This window comes from Dehalococcoidales bacterium (assembly GCA_041652735.1).
In the GTDB taxonomy this organism is placed as follows: Bacteria; Chloroflexota; Dehalococcoidia; order Dehalococcoidales; family RBG-16-60-22; genus RBG-13-51-18.
Genome location: JBAZGT010000004.1, coordinates 71,912 through 88,647, shown reverse-complemented (window position 1 = coordinate 88,647; position 16,736 = coordinate 71,912). Strand labels below are relative to the sequence as shown.

17 protein-coding genes are annotated in these 16,736 nt (G+C 57.1%); 9 read left to right on the top strand and 8 right to left on the bottom strand.

What is annotated here, in order from left to right; genetic code table 11:
• The first annotated feature begins 95 nt into the window (after window positions 1-95).
• The 5 genes from WC370_02745 to WC370_02725 all read left to right on the top strand — a co-directional run bounded on the left by WC370_02745 (window position 96) and on the right by WC370_02725 (window position 5,532).
• Window positions 96-1,733 (top strand): CTP synthase, encoded by a 1,638-nt coding sequence (locus tag WC370_02745; GenBank protein MFA5308388.1) that lies wholly within the window; start codon window positions 96-98, stop codon window positions 1,731-1,733.
• Between the two features lie 13 nt (window positions 1,734-1,746).
• Window positions 1,747-2,400 (top strand): fructose-6-phosphate aldolase, encoded by a 654-nt coding sequence (fsa, locus tag WC370_02740; protein MFA5308387.1) that lies wholly within the window; start codon window positions 1,747-1,749, stop codon window positions 2,398-2,400.
• 111 nt (window positions 2,401-2,511) lie between these two features.
• A complete protein-coding gene (gene rho / locus WC370_02735; GenBank protein ID MFA5308386.1) occupies window positions 2,512-3,771 on the top strand; it encodes a transcription termination factor Rho in 1,260 nt (419 codons plus the stop codon).
• A 317-nt stretch (window positions 3,772-4,088) separates the two neighbouring features.
• Complete coding sequence (locus WC370_02730) at window positions 4,089-4,415, top strand: hypothetical protein (GenBank protein MFA5308385.1); 327 nt, start codon at window positions 4,089-4,091, stop codon at window positions 4,413-4,415.
• Between the two features lie 25 nt (window positions 4,416-4,440).
• Window positions 4,441-5,532 (top strand): 4Fe-4S binding protein, encoded by a 1,092-nt coding sequence (locus WC370_02725; protein MFA5308384.1) that lies wholly within the window; start codon window positions 4,441-4,443, stop codon window positions 5,530-5,532.
• Here the strand turns inward: WC370_02725 and WC370_02720 are convergent.
• The 8 genes from WC370_02720 to aroB form a co-directional block, all read right to left on the bottom strand.
• Window positions 5,526-6,722 (bottom strand): bifunctional nuclease domain-containing protein, encoded by a 1,197-nt coding sequence (locus tag WC370_02720; protein ID MFA5308383.1) that lies wholly within the window; start codon window positions 6,720-6,722, stop codon window positions 5,526-5,528. The genes WC370_02725 and WC370_02720 overlap by 7 nt on opposite strands.
• Before the next feature lie 832 nt (window positions 6,723-7,554).
• Window positions 7,555-8,622, bottom strand: coding sequence for a prephenate dehydratase (pheA, locus tag WC370_02715; protein ID MFA5308382.1), 1,068 nt, complete (start codon window positions 8,620-8,622; stop codon window positions 7,555-7,557).
• Complete coding sequence (gene aroC / locus WC370_02710) at window positions 8,619-9,710, bottom strand: chorismate synthase (GenBank protein ID MFA5308381.1); 1,092 nt, start codon at window positions 9,708-9,710, stop codon at window positions 8,619-8,621. The genes pheA and aroC overlap by 4 nt, the downstream gene beginning before the upstream one ends.
• A complete protein-coding gene (gene aroA / locus WC370_02705) occupies window positions 9,703-11,049 on the bottom strand; it encodes a 3-phosphoshikimate 1-carboxyvinyltransferase (protein MFA5308380.1) in 1,347 nt (448 codons plus the stop codon). The genes aroC and aroA overlap by 8 nt, the downstream gene beginning before the upstream one ends.
• Window positions 11,033-11,560, bottom strand: a complete 528-nt coding sequence (locus WC370_02700; GenBank protein ID MFA5308379.1) for a shikimate kinase — start codon at window positions 11,558-11,560, stop codon at window positions 11,033-11,035. The genes aroA and WC370_02700 overlap by 17 nt, the downstream gene beginning before the upstream one ends.
• An 80-nt stretch (window positions 11,561-11,640) precedes the next feature.
• Window positions 11,641-12,525 (bottom strand): shikimate dehydrogenase, encoded by an 885-nt coding sequence (locus WC370_02695; protein MFA5308378.1) that lies wholly within the window; start codon window positions 12,523-12,525, stop codon window positions 11,641-11,643.
• Complete coding sequence (locus WC370_02690; GenBank protein MFA5308377.1) at window positions 12,522-13,220, bottom strand: type I 3-dehydroquinate dehydratase; 699 nt, start codon at window positions 13,218-13,220, stop codon at window positions 12,522-12,524. The genes WC370_02695 and WC370_02690 overlap by 4 nt, the downstream gene beginning before the upstream one ends.
• Entirely contained in the window at window positions 13,201-14,295 is a 1,095-nt protein-coding gene (gene aroB / locus WC370_02685; protein ID MFA5308376.1) for a 3-dehydroquinate synthase, read from the bottom strand. The genes WC370_02690 and aroB overlap by 20 nt, the downstream gene beginning before the upstream one ends.
• Before the next feature lie 128 nt (window positions 14,296-14,423).
• Here aroB and WC370_02680 point away from each other — a divergent pair, with 128 nt between their 5' ends.
• From WC370_02680 to rpsG, 4 genes are all read left to right on the top strand, one after another.
• Window positions 14,424-15,119, top strand: a complete 696-nt coding sequence (locus WC370_02680) for a hypothetical protein (GenBank protein MFA5308375.1) — start codon at window positions 14,424-14,426, stop codon at window positions 15,117-15,119.
• Between the two features lie 8 nt (window positions 15,120-15,127).
• Complete coding sequence (locus WC370_02675; GenBank protein MFA5308374.1) at window positions 15,128-15,535, top strand: ribonuclease HI family protein; 408 nt, start codon at window positions 15,128-15,130, stop codon at window positions 15,533-15,535.
• A 252-nt stretch (window positions 15,536-15,787) separates the two neighbouring features.
• Complete coding sequence (gene rpsL, locus WC370_02670; GenBank protein MFA5308373.1) at window positions 15,788-16,219, top strand: 30S ribosomal protein S12; 432 nt, start codon at window positions 15,788-15,790, stop codon at window positions 16,217-16,219.
• 20 nt (window positions 16,220-16,239) lie between these two features.
• Complete coding sequence (rpsG, locus tag WC370_02665; GenBank protein ID MFA5308372.1) at window positions 16,240-16,710, top strand: 30S ribosomal protein S7; 471 nt, start codon at window positions 16,240-16,242, stop codon at window positions 16,708-16,710.
• Window positions 16,711-16,736 lie beyond the last annotated feature (26 nt).

The following is a 16,736-nucleotide window of genomic DNA, read 5'->3' as shown; positions in this document are numbered from 1 at the left end:
TTCCAGAGGCACTGTGTTACCGGACTCGGATTTTCCCAGCTTATATTTCCCGGTACAAAAACGGATTTATTCCGGAGTTTTTATAATTATTAGTTATGCCTAAGTATATCTTTGTAACCGGCGGCGTGGTCAGTTCCGTAGGGAAAGGTATCACCGTCGCCTCCATCGGCACTATCTTGAAAAGCCGCGGCATCACCGTAGCCGTGCAGAAGCTCGACCCCTATCTCAATGTCGACCCCGGTACCATGTCCCCCTACCAGCACGGCGAGGTCTTCGTGACCAAAGACGGCGCGGAGACCGACCTCGACCTGGGCAACTACGAGCGTTTTATCGACATCGAATGCACGGCGGACTCCAACACCACCTCCGGTCAAATTTACAGCACGATTATCAACCGGGAGCGGCGGGGCGATTTCCTGGGCGGCACCATCCAGATTGTTCCCCATCTCACCAACGAGATAAAAAGTCGGTTTAACAAGCTGGCCGATAAATCCGGGGCGGAGGTCATCCTCATTGAGGTGGGGGGGACGGTGGGCGATATCGAAGGCCAGCCCTTCCTGGAAGCCATCCGCCAGATGCGCAACGACGTGGGACGCAATAACGTCCTCTATATACACGTTACCTTCCTGCCCTACCTCAACTCCACCGGAGAGCTCAAGACCAAGCCCACCCAGCACAGCGTTAACGAGCTGCGGCGTATAGGCATCCAGCCGGATGTCATAGTATGCCGGAGCGACTACGAAATAGCGGAAAACCTCCGCGACAAGATATCCCTGTTCTGTGACGTAAGCAAGGAAGCCGTGATTCCCCTGCCCACCGTCAAGACCATTTACGAAATACCGCTCATCCTGGAAAATTGCGGGCTGGGGCAGCAGATAGTGGACAAGCTGGGGCTGACAACATCCCCCGCCGAACTCCGCCCCTGGCAGGCTTTGGTGGACCATATTAAAACCCCCCGCGAGCCGGTACGCATCGCGCTGGTGGGCAAATACGTGGAGCTTAACGACGCCTACTATTCCGTGCGGGAGGCGCTGTACCACGCCGCCCTGCATAACGACCGGGCTTTAGACCTTTTCTGGGTGCACTCGGAAGACCTGGACAAGACCGAGGCCGATACGCTGCTGCGCACCGCCCAGGGCATTATCGTGCCGGGGGGGTTCGGGATAAGGGGCATCGAGGGCATGGTCAAAGCGGCCAAATACGCCCGCTTAAACAAAGTGCCTTACTTCGGCCTGTGCCTGGGCATGCAGGTGATGGTTATCGAGTTCGCCCGGCATGTTTTCCATTCCGACGAACCCAACTCCACCGAGTTCAATCCCAATACCGCTTACCCGGTTATAGATTATATGCTGGACCAAAAGACGACCCTGACCAAGGGCGCCACCATGCGGCTGGGCAACTACCCCTGCCAGTTGCTCGAAGGGAGCCTGGCCCACAAAGCTTACGGCCAGGCCGTCGTCCTGGAGCGGCACCGCCACCGCCTGGAGCTCAATAACAAGTACCGCGAGGCATTACAGGAAGCGGGGATGGTGTTCAGCGGCATTTCACCGGACGGCAACCTGGTGGAAATAAGCGAGCTGAAAGACCACCCCTGGATGCTGGGCTCCCAGTTCCACCCGGAGTTCCTCTCCCGCCCCGGCCGTCCCCAGCCCCTTTTCCGCGAGTTTATTAACGTAGCCAAGGACGTTTTAAGGGAAGGGGCACAGCCCCATCTGCCCATGGCTACCGCTTAAGGAGGTATACCCCATGCAGATTTTCCTGGATACCGCCAATATCGAACAAATCAAGCAAGCCGCCAAACTGGGCATTATCAGCGGGGTGACCACCAACCCCTCCCTGCTGGCTAAAGAGACCACGGCCGACTACGAGTCCGTGACCAAGCAGATTTGCTCCATTATCAGCGGCCCCGTTTCCGTGGAGGTGCTCTCCGAGACGGCCGCGGACATTATCAAAGAAGCCCGGGTCAAAGCTACCTGGGCGCCCAATGTCAACATAAAGATTCCCATCACCCCCGCCGGGCTGGAGGCTACCTCCGCCCTGAGCAAAGAGGGTATTAAAATCAACATGACCCTGTGTTTTTCCGCCAACCAGGCGCTGCTGGGGGCGCTGTCGGGGGCCACTTACGTGAGTATTTTCATAGGCAGGCTGGATGACGCAGGACAGGACGGCATGCAGGTGGTGGAAGACACCATATCCATACTGGACAACTACCCGGAGCTGGATACGGAGGTTATCGCCGCGAGCATCCGCCATACCATGCATGTTACCTACGCCGCCATGGCCGGGGCGGAGGTGGCAACTATCCCTTACGCCGTGCTGATGCAGATGATACAGCACCCCATGACCGATTCCGGCATAAAGCGCTTTTTAGCCGACTGGAAAAGCGTAGCCAAAAAATAGGCTGACGAGAAAGGACGTATGAACCCTTCCCCCCGGGGAGATGGGACCGAGTGAGGTGGCAACATGAACATGAATGGAACCCCGAGCACCAACGGAACGCCGAATACCAACCTGAGTATAGCGGACCTGGAGAGCAAGACCAAGGAAGAGCTGATGGAGATGGCCAAGGAGAAGGGCATAGCCACGCCCGCCACCCTGAAAAAACACGACATCGTCATGCGGCTGCTGGAGACGCACACGGAAGAACAGGGCAACATCTTCTGCAGCGGCATCCTGGAAATCATGGCGGACGGCTACGGCTTCCTGCGGCAGGAAACGCTGCTGCCCAGCCAGACGGACGTCTATATTTCGCCATCGCAAATCCGGCGTTTCTCCCTGCGCAACGGGGACATGGTCACGGGGCAGGGTCGCCCGCCCAAGAGCAACGAAAAGTATTTCAGCCTGCTCCAGGTGGTGGCCATCAACAGCCTGGACCCGGAGCTGGCCAAGAACCGCCAGCCCTTCGGCTCCCTTACCCCCACCTTCCCGGACAGACTCATCAACCTGGAACACTCCCCCAGCGAGCTTTCCACCCGCCTCATCAACATCACCGCGCCCATAGGGCGGGGCCAGCGCGGCCTTATCGTATCGCCACCCAAGGCCGGTAAAACGCTGCTGCTCAAGTCCATAGCCAACTCCATTTCCACCACCTATGAAGATATTCACCTGATAGTCTGCCTCATCGGCGAGCGGCCGGAGGAAGTCACGGACATGAAACGCTCGGTGAGGGGCGAGGTTATCGCCGCCACCTTCGACGAGATGGTGGAGAACCAGACCCGCGTGGCCGAGCTGGCGCTGGAAAGGTCCAAGCGCCTGGTGGAAAGCGGCAAGGACGTGGTGATTTTGCTGGACGGCATCACCCGCCTGACCCGCGCCTACAACCTGGCCATGCCCTCCAGCGGCCGCACGCTTTCCGGCGGCATCGACCCCGCCGCTCTGCACCCCGCCAAACGCTTCTTCGGGGCGGCGCGGAATACGGCGGAGGGGGGCAGCTTAACGATTATCGCCACCTGCCTTATCGATACCGGCTCCCGCATGGACGACCTTATCTACGAAGAGTTCAAGGGCACCGGCAACATGGAGCTGCATCTAGACCGCCGGCTTTCCGAGCGGCGCATCTTCCCCGCCATGGACATCCAGCGCTCCGGCACCCGCCGCGAGGAGCTGCTGCTGGGCGAGGAGACCCTGAAACAGGTATGGCTGCTGCGGCGCATGGTGGGCATCATCGCGTCCGACTCCAATAACTTCGTGGAGGCGACGGAACGGGTGCTGGAACGCATGCGCAAGACCAAGACCAACGCGGAGTTCCTAGTCAGCCTGCGGGAGATGTAGCAAATAAATCCCCCTTATTCCCCCTTTTGCAAAGGGATATTAAAGGGTTTTTGAAATCCACTACCCCTTTTCCCCACCAATGGATTCCCGCTTTCCCCTTCGACAAGCTCAGGGTGAGCGGGAATGACGGGCTATTGTGGTTATTTTGCTTAGAATAATCCGTCTCACTTATTAGCCAATGGTGGATTCCAGCCTTCGCTGGAATGACAACGGCAACTTTCAACTGATAACTGTTGACTATTAACCTTTCTTCTTTTACCTCAACTTGAACAAATCAGGGTAAAGCTCTATGATGTAGCCGGATAGGGAGACAGAATATGCAAATCAAGAAAACCTACACGGAAGTCAGCCCGGAACTGCTTTACGCGGAGATAAGGGACTTTACGCTGAAGCAGGGGGCGGCGCTGGGCGAAAACAAGCTGGAGACCTACACCCTGCCGGATGAGTCCGCCTCCTTCATCACCCGCGCCACACTCATCTTTACCATGAAGGAAAAGGAGTGCCTGCGGGCGCACATCGTGGGGATGGCGCGCGGGGAAACCAAGCTGATGCTCGATGTGGATGAAAAGCTTTTCCCGGCGGAAAAGCTGGCCGCTTTACAGTCCGACCTCGATTTTATCTTCGCTTCTTACGAAGTAAAATAGTCGCAAAATCTAGCGCGGAGTGATTATGTCAACCAATAATGCTGTTTATGATAAGCTGGCGGAAAAGTACCGGCTGACCGGCGACGCGCATTTCATGGAATTACTGACGATGCTGCTGACGCCGGAGGAAGGGAAATACCTGCTGGCGCTGGACAAGCCCAAGACGCCTTCGGAAACAGCGCAAATCCTCGGCCTGAAGGAAGAAACAGCCGCCGCCAAGATGGACAACCTGGCGCGGCGCGGGCTGCTTTTCCGGGGCAAGACGCAGTACCTGGCCTGGATGGACGCCCACCAGCTTAAAGCCCGCGTCATGTTCAGCGGTGAGGAATACACGCATCCCGGCATGATAGAGCACCGCCGCCGCGACGAGCGCTATCTGTCCTCCCCCTTCGCCGAGATACACGGCTGGCTCAAGCTGTATGAAATGACCGGCCGGCCGCTGCTCCGGGTGATACCGGCGCGTAAAGCGATAGCCGCCAACCCGGAAATCAAGCCCGAACAGGTGCTTTGGTACGAGAACATCGCGGAGATGCTGGCGCGGGCGGGAAAAATAGGGGTGGTGCCGTGCGACTGCCGCCGCATCTACGAGCGGTGCGGCAAGCCGCTGGTCAACTGCCTGCACTTCGGCAGCATGGTGGACTATGAAACGGGGCGGGGCGGGCGTATGAAAGCCATCGGCGTCGAGGAAGCGATTGCCATCTGTGACGAAGCGGAGGAGGCGGGGCTGGTGCATAACCAACCCGGCAATAACGCCTCCCTTTCCGGGGTTATCTGCAACTGCTGCCCGGACTGCTGCTCCACCTTCGAGCCGGCGCTGGAGTCCGGACATGTCAATGAGGTTAGCGCGCCCAGCCGGTTCCGGCCATCGGTAAACCTGGAGCTATGCAAGGGCTGCCGGACCTGCCTCAAGCGCTGCCCCTTCGGCGCGATAGAAATGAAGTCGGCGCCCGGCTCCAAAAAGCCCAAGGCGTCCATCAACGCGGAAAAGTGCCTGGGCTGCGGCGTCTGCGTCATCGGCTGCAAGCATAAAGCGCTGACGTTCGAGATAGTGCGCCCGCCGGAATTCATTCCCCCGGCCCCGGACCTGAAACAGCCGCTGATGTTCACCGTTTATTGAAACATAGCGGCGATAGTTGCCTCTTTTTCTCTGGCAATATCTTCTGGAGACCTTTCATGGTATTGTTTCAAGTATTGATTCAGATTGGCTTGATGTTGACGCTGCAGTTCTCCTAAGCCTTTAATGATTTTTTCCAGTCCTTTGCGGTTCGGTGAACCTTTCACGGCCTCCGGAATAATGCCCCCGCCGGTCTTTAATACTTCTTCAGCGACAAAGATAGGAACATCGTTAAGGACCGCAAGAGCGATGCCATCGCTCGGGCGCGCGTCAACCTCGACCGTTTTTTTACCGCAACGCATTTTAACCACCGCGTAGAAAGTATCTTTTTTCAACGCCACGACACATACCTCTGTTACTTTCGCGTTGATGGCTTGAAGAAGGCTGGAGTAAAAATTGTGCGTTAACGGCCGGGGCGTGGCAAAATCACTCAACCCTATCGCAATAGACTCTCCCTCGAAGGGGCCTACCCAGATAGGCAGCACGCGCCTGCCCGCTTCGTCATAAAGCAGGACAACATACTGTTCAGCGAGCTGTGGCTGCCCTTCCTTTCGTTCCACTTTAACCACATCGGCGATAGTAACTTTGACCATGATTTTCCTCCTCTTTTCTAATGGCATTATTTCCGGGTAATGCTCTTGCAGCACTGTCTTAAGTCTTTTTCGGGCGCGGTGCAGGCGTACTTTAGTGGTACCTGCCGGTATATTCAGTATTTTCATAATTTCTTGCAGGCTCAACTGCGCGTAGTAGAACAGAGAAAGAATATCCCGGTCCGGGGGAGGCAGAGAACTGACCGCGTTCAGGACGGCATCGTACTGCTCCTTTTCCTCGGCGAGCTTTTCCGGCGTTAATTCCGGAGCGGCAAAAGGGGCGGGGAAGAACGAAAGACCTTCTATAATTGCTTCCAGCGAGAAAAAGGCGACTTTCTGTTCCCGCAGGCGGCTCCGGCTTACATTCAACACGATGCCGCAGAGCCAGCTCTTGAAACGGGAGGGGTCGCGGAGGCTATCAAGCGAAAGATAGGCCTGGAGCATCGCCTCCTGCGCCAGGTCCTGCGCGGCATCCTCGTTCCGGATAAGCCGCAGGGCGAAACGCCGGGCGACAGTCTGGTAACGCTCCGCCAGCAGCCCGAAAGCGTCCTTATCACCGCAGCGCGCCAGCGCCACCAGTTCCGTATCCGTTTTTTCCGCCAAAGTCACACCCGTCACGGCGCTCACACTATATAGTGGGGAATTACAGAGAAAAGGTTACAGGGAGATAATAGAGGTTACCCACAGATGGATTCCAGCTTTCGCTGGAGTGACTTACCCCCCAGCAAGCTGGGGGGCTTCTGGGGCATCGTTAAAACATCTTTGATTGACTAGGTTTGTCCTCGTCTTGTTGATATTTGATATATCTTCTTATCACATCCGATGTCACTACATCACCCACGCTTCTCGCGAAGTATCCCTCCCCCCATATTGCCCCACTCCACATCTTCTTCCTTAACTCCGGATATTTGTTGTATAACTCTTTCGCCGATATACTTTTCATGATCTGTACCACTCTCGCAGGGCTATACGACGGTGGTACTTCGATAAACACGTGTACATGGTCTTCCATCACTTCCATCGTGTCTATTTGAAATTCATATTCCTCGGCGATTTCCTCGAACAGCTTTTTCAGATATCGCCTTTGTGCCACCCCCAACACTTTCGCTCGGTATTTCGGCACCCATACCAGGTGATATTTCAGTTCGTAGACCGCGTGTTTTGTCCGTCTTATCCCCACCCCACCTTTATACCATCTTCTTTCTTCTCCCTACAAACTACTCTGTTCGCCTTGCGGCGAACCTCGCTGGATACCCCACAGCAAAGCTGAGGGGTATCCAGCGAGGTCTTCTTATGACAATATTAATAAACAATACATTGTCCCACTTTGAAAAAGGGGGATTAAGGGGGATTTTCCCAAACCCCTTTTCCCCACTACTGGATTCCCGATCAGGTCGGGAATGACAACTCATGTGTTATCGACTTTTATTTTCTGTTACCTTGCCCTAGGGTAAGACCCCAATATCTTGACGAAAACCGCGTGCTCTTCCAGCGCCTGGAGCGCTTCCGTCACCTCTTTTTGCTCGCGGTGGCCGGAGAAATCCATATAGAAATTGTATTCCCAAGGCTGGTGGCGGGTGGGGCGGGATTCCAGCTTGGAGAGGTTGACCTTGCGAGCGGCAAACTCCCGAAGGCAATCGTACAGCGCGCCCGGCTTGTGCTTGAGGGAGAACACGATAGATGTTTTATCGTTGCCGGTGGGCGGGGAGTCCTCTTTAGACAGGACGAAGAACCGGGTAAAGTTATGGGGGTTATCTTCAATCTCTTTGGCCAGTATCTTCAGGCCGTAAAGCTCGGCGGCCCTGGCGGAGGCGACGGCGGCGCAGTCCAGCCTGCCCGCCTCCTTAATCATGCGGACGCTGCCGGCCGTATCCGAGGCGGGCACGATTTCCGCGTTTAGCTTTTTTAAAAAGCTGCGACTCTGCCCCAGCGCCTGGGGGTGGGAATAAACGTACTTGATAGTGTCCAGTCCCGCGCCTTCCAGGGCAATCAGGCAGTGGCTGATGCGCAGCTCCGTCTCCCCGCAGACCATCAGCGGCGAGTCCAGGAGCAGGTCATAAGCCCGGGTGATGCTGCCCTCCAGCGAGTTTTCCACCGGCACCATAGCGAAAGGGGCATCCCCCCGCTCCACCGCATCGAAGACCCCATCGAGGCCTTCGTAAGGAATACCCTTGGTGGACTTGCCGAAAAAGCGAACCGCCGCTTCCTCCGAGTAAGCTCCCGGCTCGCCCTGGAAAGCCACCGCCACCCCCTGTATCTTCTTGCTGGCGGTGATGATTTGCTGGTAAATTACCTCTATATCCGCCGGGCTTATCTTGTTATCCCGCGCCAGCTCCCGCACGTGTTTGAGCACGCGCAGCTCCCGCTCCCGGTCCTCGATAAGGCGGCTGGTCTTGTTCTTGCCCTTACCGATTTCTCTGGAGACGTTTTGCCGCTCGGAGATAAGCGCCACTATCTGCGCGTCTATGGCGTCGATTTTCTTCCTTAATTCATCAATGTTCATTTCAACACTCTCGACATTATTCCCGCCCGCAGGGAGAAGTCGCACAGCGTGACCGCCATCATGGCTTCCACCACCACTACCGCGCGGGGAACGATGCAGGCGTCATGCCGCCCGCCCACTTTAATGGTGGTCTCCTGCATGGCCGCGATATCCACCGTCGCCTGCTCCAGAGCGATGGAGGGCGTGGGCTTGACGGCGACCCTGACCACCAGCGGCATGCCGGTGCTGATGCCCCCCAAAATCCCCCCGGCGTTATTGGTCCCGGTAATAATTTTACCGTCTTTCATCATAAAAGCGTCATTATTTTCCGACCCCTTCAGGCGGGCGGAAGCAAACCCCGCCCCGAACGCCACCCCTTTGACGGCCGGGATGGCAAACAGGGCTTTAGCCAGGTCACCGTCCAGGCTATCAAAGACCGGCCCGCCCAGGCCCGCCGGCAGGCCTAAAGCGACGCCCTCGATAATGCCGCCCAGGCTGTCCCCGGCCTCTTTCGTTTTAATAATATGCGCCTGCATCTGCTTTGACGCCGCGGGGTCGGCGCAGCAAAGGGGGTCGGCCGACGAAAGCTTCTTTATCTCTTTATAATCGACCGCTTTGGCCGGAATCCCGCCAATCTCCACCGTATGGGCGGCGATTTCCACGCCGATAGTGCCCAGCAGCTTTTTAGCGACGGCACCCGCCATAACGAAAGAGGCGGTAATGCGACCGGAAAACCGGCCCCCGCCGCGTTTATCATTAAAGCCGCCGTATTTCAGGTAAGCGGTGTAGTCCGCGTGGCCGGGGCGGAGTTCAGCCCCCAATTTATCGTAGGCGGAGGAATCAACATCTTCATTGCGTACCAGCATACAGAGCGGCGCGCCGGTAGTGAAACCGCCGCTGACGCCGGAGAGGATTTCAGCTTTATCATTTTCCCGCCGCGCCGTGGCAGCCGCGCCGCCGCCGGAACGCCGCCGGTCCAGATCCGGCTGGATATCCGCCTCAGCCAGCGGCAGGCCGGCCGGACAGCCGTCAACGATTATCCCCACCGCTTTACCGTGGCTCTCCCCGAAGCTGGTGATGGTAAATAATTTGCCGATGCTGTTACTCATGTTTCCTTATTTTACCCCCTATGCCGGCGAATGCTTCCCAGAAACCGGGAAAGGTCTTGGTGACGCACTCGGCGCCGTCTATGGTAATACCCCCCAGCGACGCCCCCAGTACCGCGAAAGCCATGGCGATACGGTGGTCGCCGTAGCTATCAATTACTACCGGCTCTTTTGGCGGCGTAGCCGCGGCTCCGGGTTGGGCCGGGGAGGTCTCGCCGGCGTCTTCTTCATCTTCCATAACGGGCTTTTTGGCTATTTTCAGTCCGGTGATGGCCAGCCGGTCGCCCTGCTCGACAACGTTAACGCCCATTTTAAGCAGGCCGTCCTTGACCGCCGCCACGCGGTTCGACTCCTTAATGCGGGCGCGGCCCACGCCGACGAACACGCTCTGCCCTTCCGCCAGGGCGGCCAGCACGGCCAGAGTCGGCAGCAAATCAATACAGTCGGAAAGGTCGGCATTGATAGCGCGGAGTCGATTGCGGCTGACGGTAACGGTATCCCCGGAAACACGCACCGCCGCCCCCATGCCGCGCAGGAAATCCAGCATCACGCGGTCGCCCTGGAAGCTGGCGGTCTTGAGGTTTTCTATCTGAATACCCTCTTCAGAAATAGCCCCGAGCGCCAGAAAATAGGACGCCGTGGACCAGTCACCTTCCACATTCACTTTAGCCGGCTGGTAGCGCTGGCGTTTGACCAGGAACCGGTTCGCCCCTACGGTGACGTTGATACCAAACTGCTTGAGGCACCAGATCGTCATGAGCACGTAGGGACGGGAGGTGAGGGGGGTGGTCAGCTTGATGCTGGTGGCCGTCTTGGAAAACGGCGCCAGAAGGAGCAGCGCCGAAATGTACTGGGAGCTGACATTGCCTTCAATCAGCGTGGCGCCCCCGGTGAAAGTACCCCCGGTAATGGTCACCGGAGGGGTGGTCTTGCCGGCGGTGGCGCCCTTAACGCCCAGCCTGGCCAGGGCTTCCACCAGCGGGCGTATCGGCCTTTTGGTAAGCATGGGGCCGCCCACCAGGCGGTGCTCCCCCGGCACCAGCGCGATAATAGCGGTAAGAAAGCGCATCGTCGTCGCGGACTCGCCGCAGTCGATATCCCCTACCGGCATGCGGAGTTTACCGCCGGACACCCGCCATACGTTGTTATCTTTAACTATCCCCACCCCTATTTTCTCCAGCACGGCGGCGGCGGCATTGGTATCATCGCTGACCAGGGGATTGGATATCTCGCTTTCCCCCCGGCTCAAAGCGGCGCACATCAGAGCGCGTATGGTCAGGCTCTTGGAGGAAGGGACGGACACTTTACCCTTGACCTCGCTTATGTCAACCGTTGCTTTCATGTTCATTTATCATCCCGATAATTTTATCCGCTACCGCGTCAATGTTCATTCTTGAGGTATCTACGGTAATTTCCGCCGCCCGGCAGTAGTAAGGCCGGCGGAACGCCAAAAGCTCTTTTATCTGCCGCGCCCGGTCAGCCACGGCTAAAAGCGGCCGGCCGTCTTTATCCGCGGAAGTCCGCTTTAATATAACCGACGGCGACGCCTCCAGGCACACTATAACACACTCCCGCCGCAAACGGTCAACGTTTATTTTATTGAGGACGAGGCCGCCGCCGCAGGCGATGACCGCGTTTTTCCTGCCGGTGATGTCCCGCGTCACCTCTATTTCCAGCTCGCGGAAGCGTATCTCGCCGTCCTGGCGGAATATCTCCGGGATGGGCTTGCCGGCCCGCTGCTCGATAAGGGCGTCCAGCTCCACGAACTCCCTGCCGAGCTTGTCCGCCAGCCGCCGGCCCACCGCCGTTTTACCGGTCCCCATAAAGCCGATTAAGGCTACGCTTGTTTTCACTATTGCTAAAAACCCTCACTAACTCTCCCTTTCGTAAAGGGAGAGGATGCTTGTGCAAACCAGTGTATAATGGTGACAGGCTAGTTTTTTGTTTCGCCTAGCATTTTAATAGCTTCGTCCCGCATTAAGTCCAGAGGCGCTTTTTGCCCCGTCCACTTCTCAAAGGCCAAGGCGCCCTGCCAGGCCAGCATGTCTATGCCGCCCACCGTTTTAGCGCCTGCTGCTCCGGCTTCCCGGAGCAGCCGCGTTTCCAGCGGATTATACACGATATCAAATACCGCCGGGATTCCAGCTAACAGTTCGGCCGGGACCGGGGCGGCATCAGGGTTCGGGCTCATGCCCACGCTGGTGGCGTTAACCAGCAGGTCGGCGCTATGTAACGCTTCGGCCAGCTGTGCCAGCTCGTAAACTCGCACTTCCCGCGGGAAATCCGCCCTTAACAACGCGGCGATGTTTTCCGCCCAGTCCAGCTCCTGTTTCCGGTTAACAATGGTGATACGGGCGCCGTGTTGCGCCAAGATATAGCTGACGGCGCGGGAGGCCCCGCCCGCCCCCACCACCGTTATCTTTTTTCCCTCCGGCTTGATGCCGGCGGCCAGCAACGACTGCAAAAATCCCTCGGCGTCCGTGTTAAAGCCCCACAGCCTGCCGTCCGTATTCACCACGGTATTGACCGCCCCTATTTTCTCCGCCAGAGGGTCGAGGCCGTCCAGCAGCGGTATCACGGCCACTTTATGCGGGATGGTGACGTTGAAACCCCTGACGTTTAAAGCCCGCAGGCCCGCCACCGCTTGAGACAGCGCCTCCGGCCTGACGCGGAAGGGGATATAAGCGTAGTCCAGCCCCAGCTTTTGATAGCAGGCGTTGTGCATAACCGGGGACATGCTGTGCTCCACGGGGTCGCCGATGAGGGCGCAGATGCGGGTCTTACCGGAGATATTTACCATCTTCGCCGCGTCAATCATAGGTCTACCTGAACGTCACTCCAGTCGTCCGCGCTGCCCTCGAGTATGGCGTAAATTTTCCGCAGCTCTCCCACCGTTACCTGCCCCTCCGCCGACTCTTTTCCCTCGCCCAGAGACGCGTAGGTAAAGCAGCCGCCGGCCAGCGGGCAAAGCACCCTGGAAAGCTGCCCGGCCGCACCCGTGGCGAAGGCGCTGATTTGCACGTTTTGGAAGTCCGTGATGAGCTGCAGCATCTCCAGGTTATCCCTAAAGCAGCGCGCCGCGGTCACGACCTTACAGATATCCGCCCCGGCCGCCAGCTGGTTGATGACGATCTGCTTCAGGCGGTCCAGCGGCGGTGTTTCCTCCAGGTTGTGGCAGGAAACGAGGCATTCGGCGCGCTCCTTGATTTGCTGAACGATTGTTTCCACCCCCGGCGTGGCCAGCTCGATATCAATAGTATCCGCCCCCAGTTCCAGGGCGCTTAAAAGCTCCTCGATGCGCCGCGGCTCGCCGTCCTGCCATTTGCCCCCCTCCTCCACCCGGCGGTTACAGGCTATCCAGGGCTTTTTCAGTGTCCCCGCTATCTCCCGCCACCCCTTGCCGATAAGGTCGATACGCACCTCCCAGAGGTCGACGGCGGTCTCCGCCCGGCTCACGGCGGTAATATCATCGCTAGTAATGACGGCGCAAATTTTAGGTCTTTCCCCGGCCAAAGAGTACCTCCTTAACCAGTCCCGGTCCAACGGCATCCGATACTACCGAACGGCCGATGCCTTCAAGCAGCACGAACCGGACACGGTCGTTCAAGACTTTTTTATCATGTTTGATGAATTCCAGCACCTTTTCTTTTTCCGCTTCCGTAAAATTCGGCAAAATAAACGGCAAACCGGCCTGCCTGATTAACGTTTCAATCCGGGCGGCGTCTCCTTCCGAAAGCATACCCATTTTTACCGCGATGCGGTTTTCCGCCAGCATGCCCAGCGCCACCGCCTGCCCGTGCTTCAGGGTAAAGCCGGAGACCGCCTCGACGGCGTGACCGACGGTATGCCCGTAGTTCAGGAGAATGCGCTCGCCGGACTCTTTTTCGTCGCGGCCCACGATTTCCGCTTTATGTGAAATACTCCGGATAACGATTTCCTCCAAAACGTCTGGGGCAAAGGCCATGGCCTGCCCCATATGCTCTTCCAGGAACCGGAAAAAATCTTCGTCGAATATCGCCGCTGCCTTGATAACCTCCGCCAGACCGTTGCTCAGCTCTTTTTGGGGGAGAGTTTTTAACGTATCGATATCCGCGATAACCAGTCGCGGCTGGTAGAATGCGCCGACGATGTTTTTCATCTGGCCGTGGTCAACGGCGGTCTTGCCCCCCACGCTGCTGTCCACCATCGCCAGGAGAGTGGTAGGCAGCTGAACCAGGGGCACCCCGCGCATATAGGTGGCGGCCACAAAACCGGCGAGATCGCCGACTACCCCACCCCCCAGCGCCAGCACGGACGTGCTTCTCTCCGCGTAGTTAGCCGCGAGTTTTTTATAAAGCAGACCGGCAACAGCTAATGTCTTTTGCTCTTCCCCGGCGGGTATCAGGATAACCGTTACTTTGAATCCGGCTCCAGCCAGGCTTTTTCCCAGCGCTGCGGCGTAAAGCGGCCCCACGTTGCTGTCCGTGATGATTACCGCTTTACCGGCCAGTCCCTGTTCCTTAAGCCACAGACCGGCGTCCGCCATTATCCCGCTCCCCACCCGTATCTCATAGCTTTTAGCGGCGAGGGTAACTTTAACTATTTTCATTGCTGTAATTTTACCTTGACTACATGCCTAATGCAATACGAGAGCACCACATATACCATATGGCAATATTGTTTTTCCTCCGGTTGCTATTATCATCCTCCCGTTATAGAATAGGCACGGAGAAGGCTATGCCCATTACCAAACAACTTTATGAACTCCAGGAGTTCGATAATGATATCGAGTCCACGTCACAGACGCTGGTGCTGAAGACCGGCCAGCTGGGGAGAAGGGACACGCTGGACGCGGCGCAAAGCACGCTGGACGCGGCGCAAAAGCGTTTGGCCGACCTTAAGCACGCCCGGCGCGATACCGAGGGGCAGGTGGACGATATCCTGAGCAAAATCGAGGCCGCGGAAAAGCAGCTTTACGGCGGCACGATAAAAAACCCCAAAGAGCTTTCCAACCTCCAGCACGAGATAACCAACCTTAAAAATTTGAACGACCCCCTGGAAAACAAGGTGCTGGATATCATCGAACAGGTGGAAGAAACCGAACAGCAGGTTACCGCCCTTATCAAGGACTACGCCGGACTGGAGGATGAGTGGGGCAAACAGCAGACCCAACTGGCCGCGGACATCGAGCTGCTCAAGAAAGTCCTGTCTGGCCTGCGGGAAAAGCGCCGCCAGCTGGTGGAACAGATAGATGACGCCGCCGTAGCCCTTTATGAAAAAGTCCGCCAGCAGAAGAAACAGGCGGTAGCCAGGGTGGAACAGGGCATCTGCCAAACCTGCCGCATCTCCCTTTCCGCCAGCGCCCTCCAGAGAGCCCGCAGCGGCCAGCCGATACTGTGCGGCAGCTGCGGTCGCATCCTGTTTATTGCCTGAAAGCTAAATTGAGCATCAACAAAGTCACGATATATACGGACGGCGCGGCGCGGGGCAACCCGGGGCCGGCGGCTATAGGGGTGGTCATTAAAGACGAGACGGGCCATATCGCCGCCACCGTTTCCCGCCGCCTCGGCCCTACCACCAACAACCAGGCGGAATACCGCGCCATCATCGCCGGTCTGGAAAAAGCCATCTCCCTGGGCGCCAGGCAGGTGACGGTGAAGTCCGACTCCGAGCTAATGGTGAAACAACTCAACGGACTCTACAAGATAAAAAACGCCGCCCTCCGCCCCCTGTACCAGGAAGCGGTGAAGCTGATAGGATCGCTGGAAAGCTTCAGTATTAGCCACATACCGCGCGCCCAGAATGCCGCCGCGGACGCCCTGGCCAACAAGGCGCTGGACAGCCTTTAACCTCCCCTCCTCCACCTTGAAATGCGCCCCGTTCCGCCGCCGTTGCAGGCCTTGAGAAACGTATCCCCAAGTTACCTAGCAAAGATATTGACAGACAGTGCCATGATGTGTTACATTAAATGTTTGGTGCTAGGAATTCAGTAAACGTAGATAGATTGAGCTTACAAACCTCTCTCTATCACATTACAAGAATTCGTAATGGATGGGCCGAGCCCATCCATTGTAATTGTTAGGGGGTAAAGAAAAAGAATAATGCCAACAATAAATCAGCTGGTCCGCAAAGGGCGGCGCAAGGCAACCACCAAGGACAAAACGCCGGCACTCACGTTCACCTATAACTCACTGAAAAACCGTGTATTGCAGGGTAAAAGTTCCCCGCAGAAACGCGGCGTTTGCATCCAGGTAAAGACCACCACCCCCAAGAAACCTAATTCCGCTTTGCGCAAGATAGCCAAGGTAAGGCTGACTAACCATATCGAGGTCACCGCTTATATCCCCGGCGAGGGCCACGAGCTCCAGGAACACTCGGTCGTACTTATCCGCGGCGGCCGCGTCCCGGACCTACCCGGCGTCCGCTATCACATCATCCGGGGGACCATGGATACCACCGGCGTACAGAACCGCAAGCAGGGCCGCAGTAAATACGGCGCCAAGAAAGCTAAAGCCAAAGCCGCTGAGGCCTAAGCCTAATACGAGGGATTATAATGGCGAGAAGAGCTAGATCAGTAAAAAGAGAAATCGTTCCGGATGCCAAGTACCGCAGCGTTACGGTATCGCAGCTTATTATTAAAGTAATGGAGCGCGGTAAGAAAAGAACGGCGGAAAACATCGTTTACAATGCACTGGAGAAACTGGGACAGCACGTCTCCAAGGACCCGGCGGCGGCGCTGGAACAGGCGGTTAAGAACGTTACCCCCCTCCTCCAGGTAAAACCGCGGCGTGTCGGCGGCGCTACGTACCAGGTCCCGGTGGAAGTCGCCCCGGACCGCGGTCTGTTCCTTGCCCTCACCTGGCTGATTGCATCCGCCCGGTCAAGAAAAGGCAAGGCGATGAATGAAAAACTGGCTGATGAGTTGTCCGAGGCCTTCCAGGGACAGGGAAACACGATTAAGAAGCGTGAAGACACGCATAAAATGGCCGAGGCTAACCGTGCCTTTGCCCATTACAGGTGGTAGAGGATTTGGTAACTAACACAGGTATT

Bases quoted from the DNA above. Each gene is read 5' to 3' on its own strand.
- aroA (MFA5308380.1), bottom strand. From the start codon at position 11,049: ATGAAAGCAACGGTTGACATAAGCGAGGTCAAGGGTAAAGTGTCCGTC.
- aroC (MFA5308381.1), bottom strand. From the start codon at position 9,710: ATGAGTAACAGCATCGGCAAATTATTTACCATCACCAGCTTCGGGGAG.
- WC370_02680 (MFA5308375.1), top strand. From the start codon at position 14,424: ATGCCCATTACCAAACAACTTTATGAACTCCAGGAGTTCGATAATGAT.
- WC370_02695 (MFA5308378.1), bottom strand. From the start codon at position 12,525: ATGATTGACGCGGCGAAGATGGTAAATATCTCCGGTAAGACCCGCATC.
- WC370_02745 (MFA5308388.1), top strand. From the start codon at position 96: ATGCCTAAGTATATCTTTGTAACCGGCGGCGTGGTCAGTTCCGTAGGG.
- rpsL (MFA5308373.1), top strand. From the start codon at position 15,788: ATGCCAACAATAAATCAGCTGGTCCGCAAAGGGCGGCGCAAGGCAACC.
- aroB (MFA5308376.1), bottom strand. From the start codon at position 14,295: ATGAAAATAGTTAAAGTTACCCTCGCCGCTAAAAGCTATGAGATACGG.
- fsa (MFA5308387.1), top strand. From the start codon at position 1,747: ATGCAGATTTTCCTGGATACCGCCAATATCGAACAAATCAAGCAAGCC.
- WC370_02730 (MFA5308385.1), top strand. From the start codon at position 4,089: ATGCAAATCAAGAAAACCTACACGGAAGTCAGCCCGGAACTGCTTTAC.
- rpsG (MFA5308372.1), top strand. From the start codon at position 16,240: ATGGCGAGAAGAGCTAGATCAGTAAAAAGAGAAATCGTTCCGGATGCC.
- WC370_02725 (MFA5308384.1), top strand. From the start codon at position 4,441: ATGTCAACCAATAATGCTGTTTATGATAAGCTGGCGGAAAAGTACCGG.
- pheA (MFA5308382.1), bottom strand. From the start codon at position 8,622: ATGAACATTGATGAATTAAGGAAGAAAATCGACGCCATAGACGCGCAG.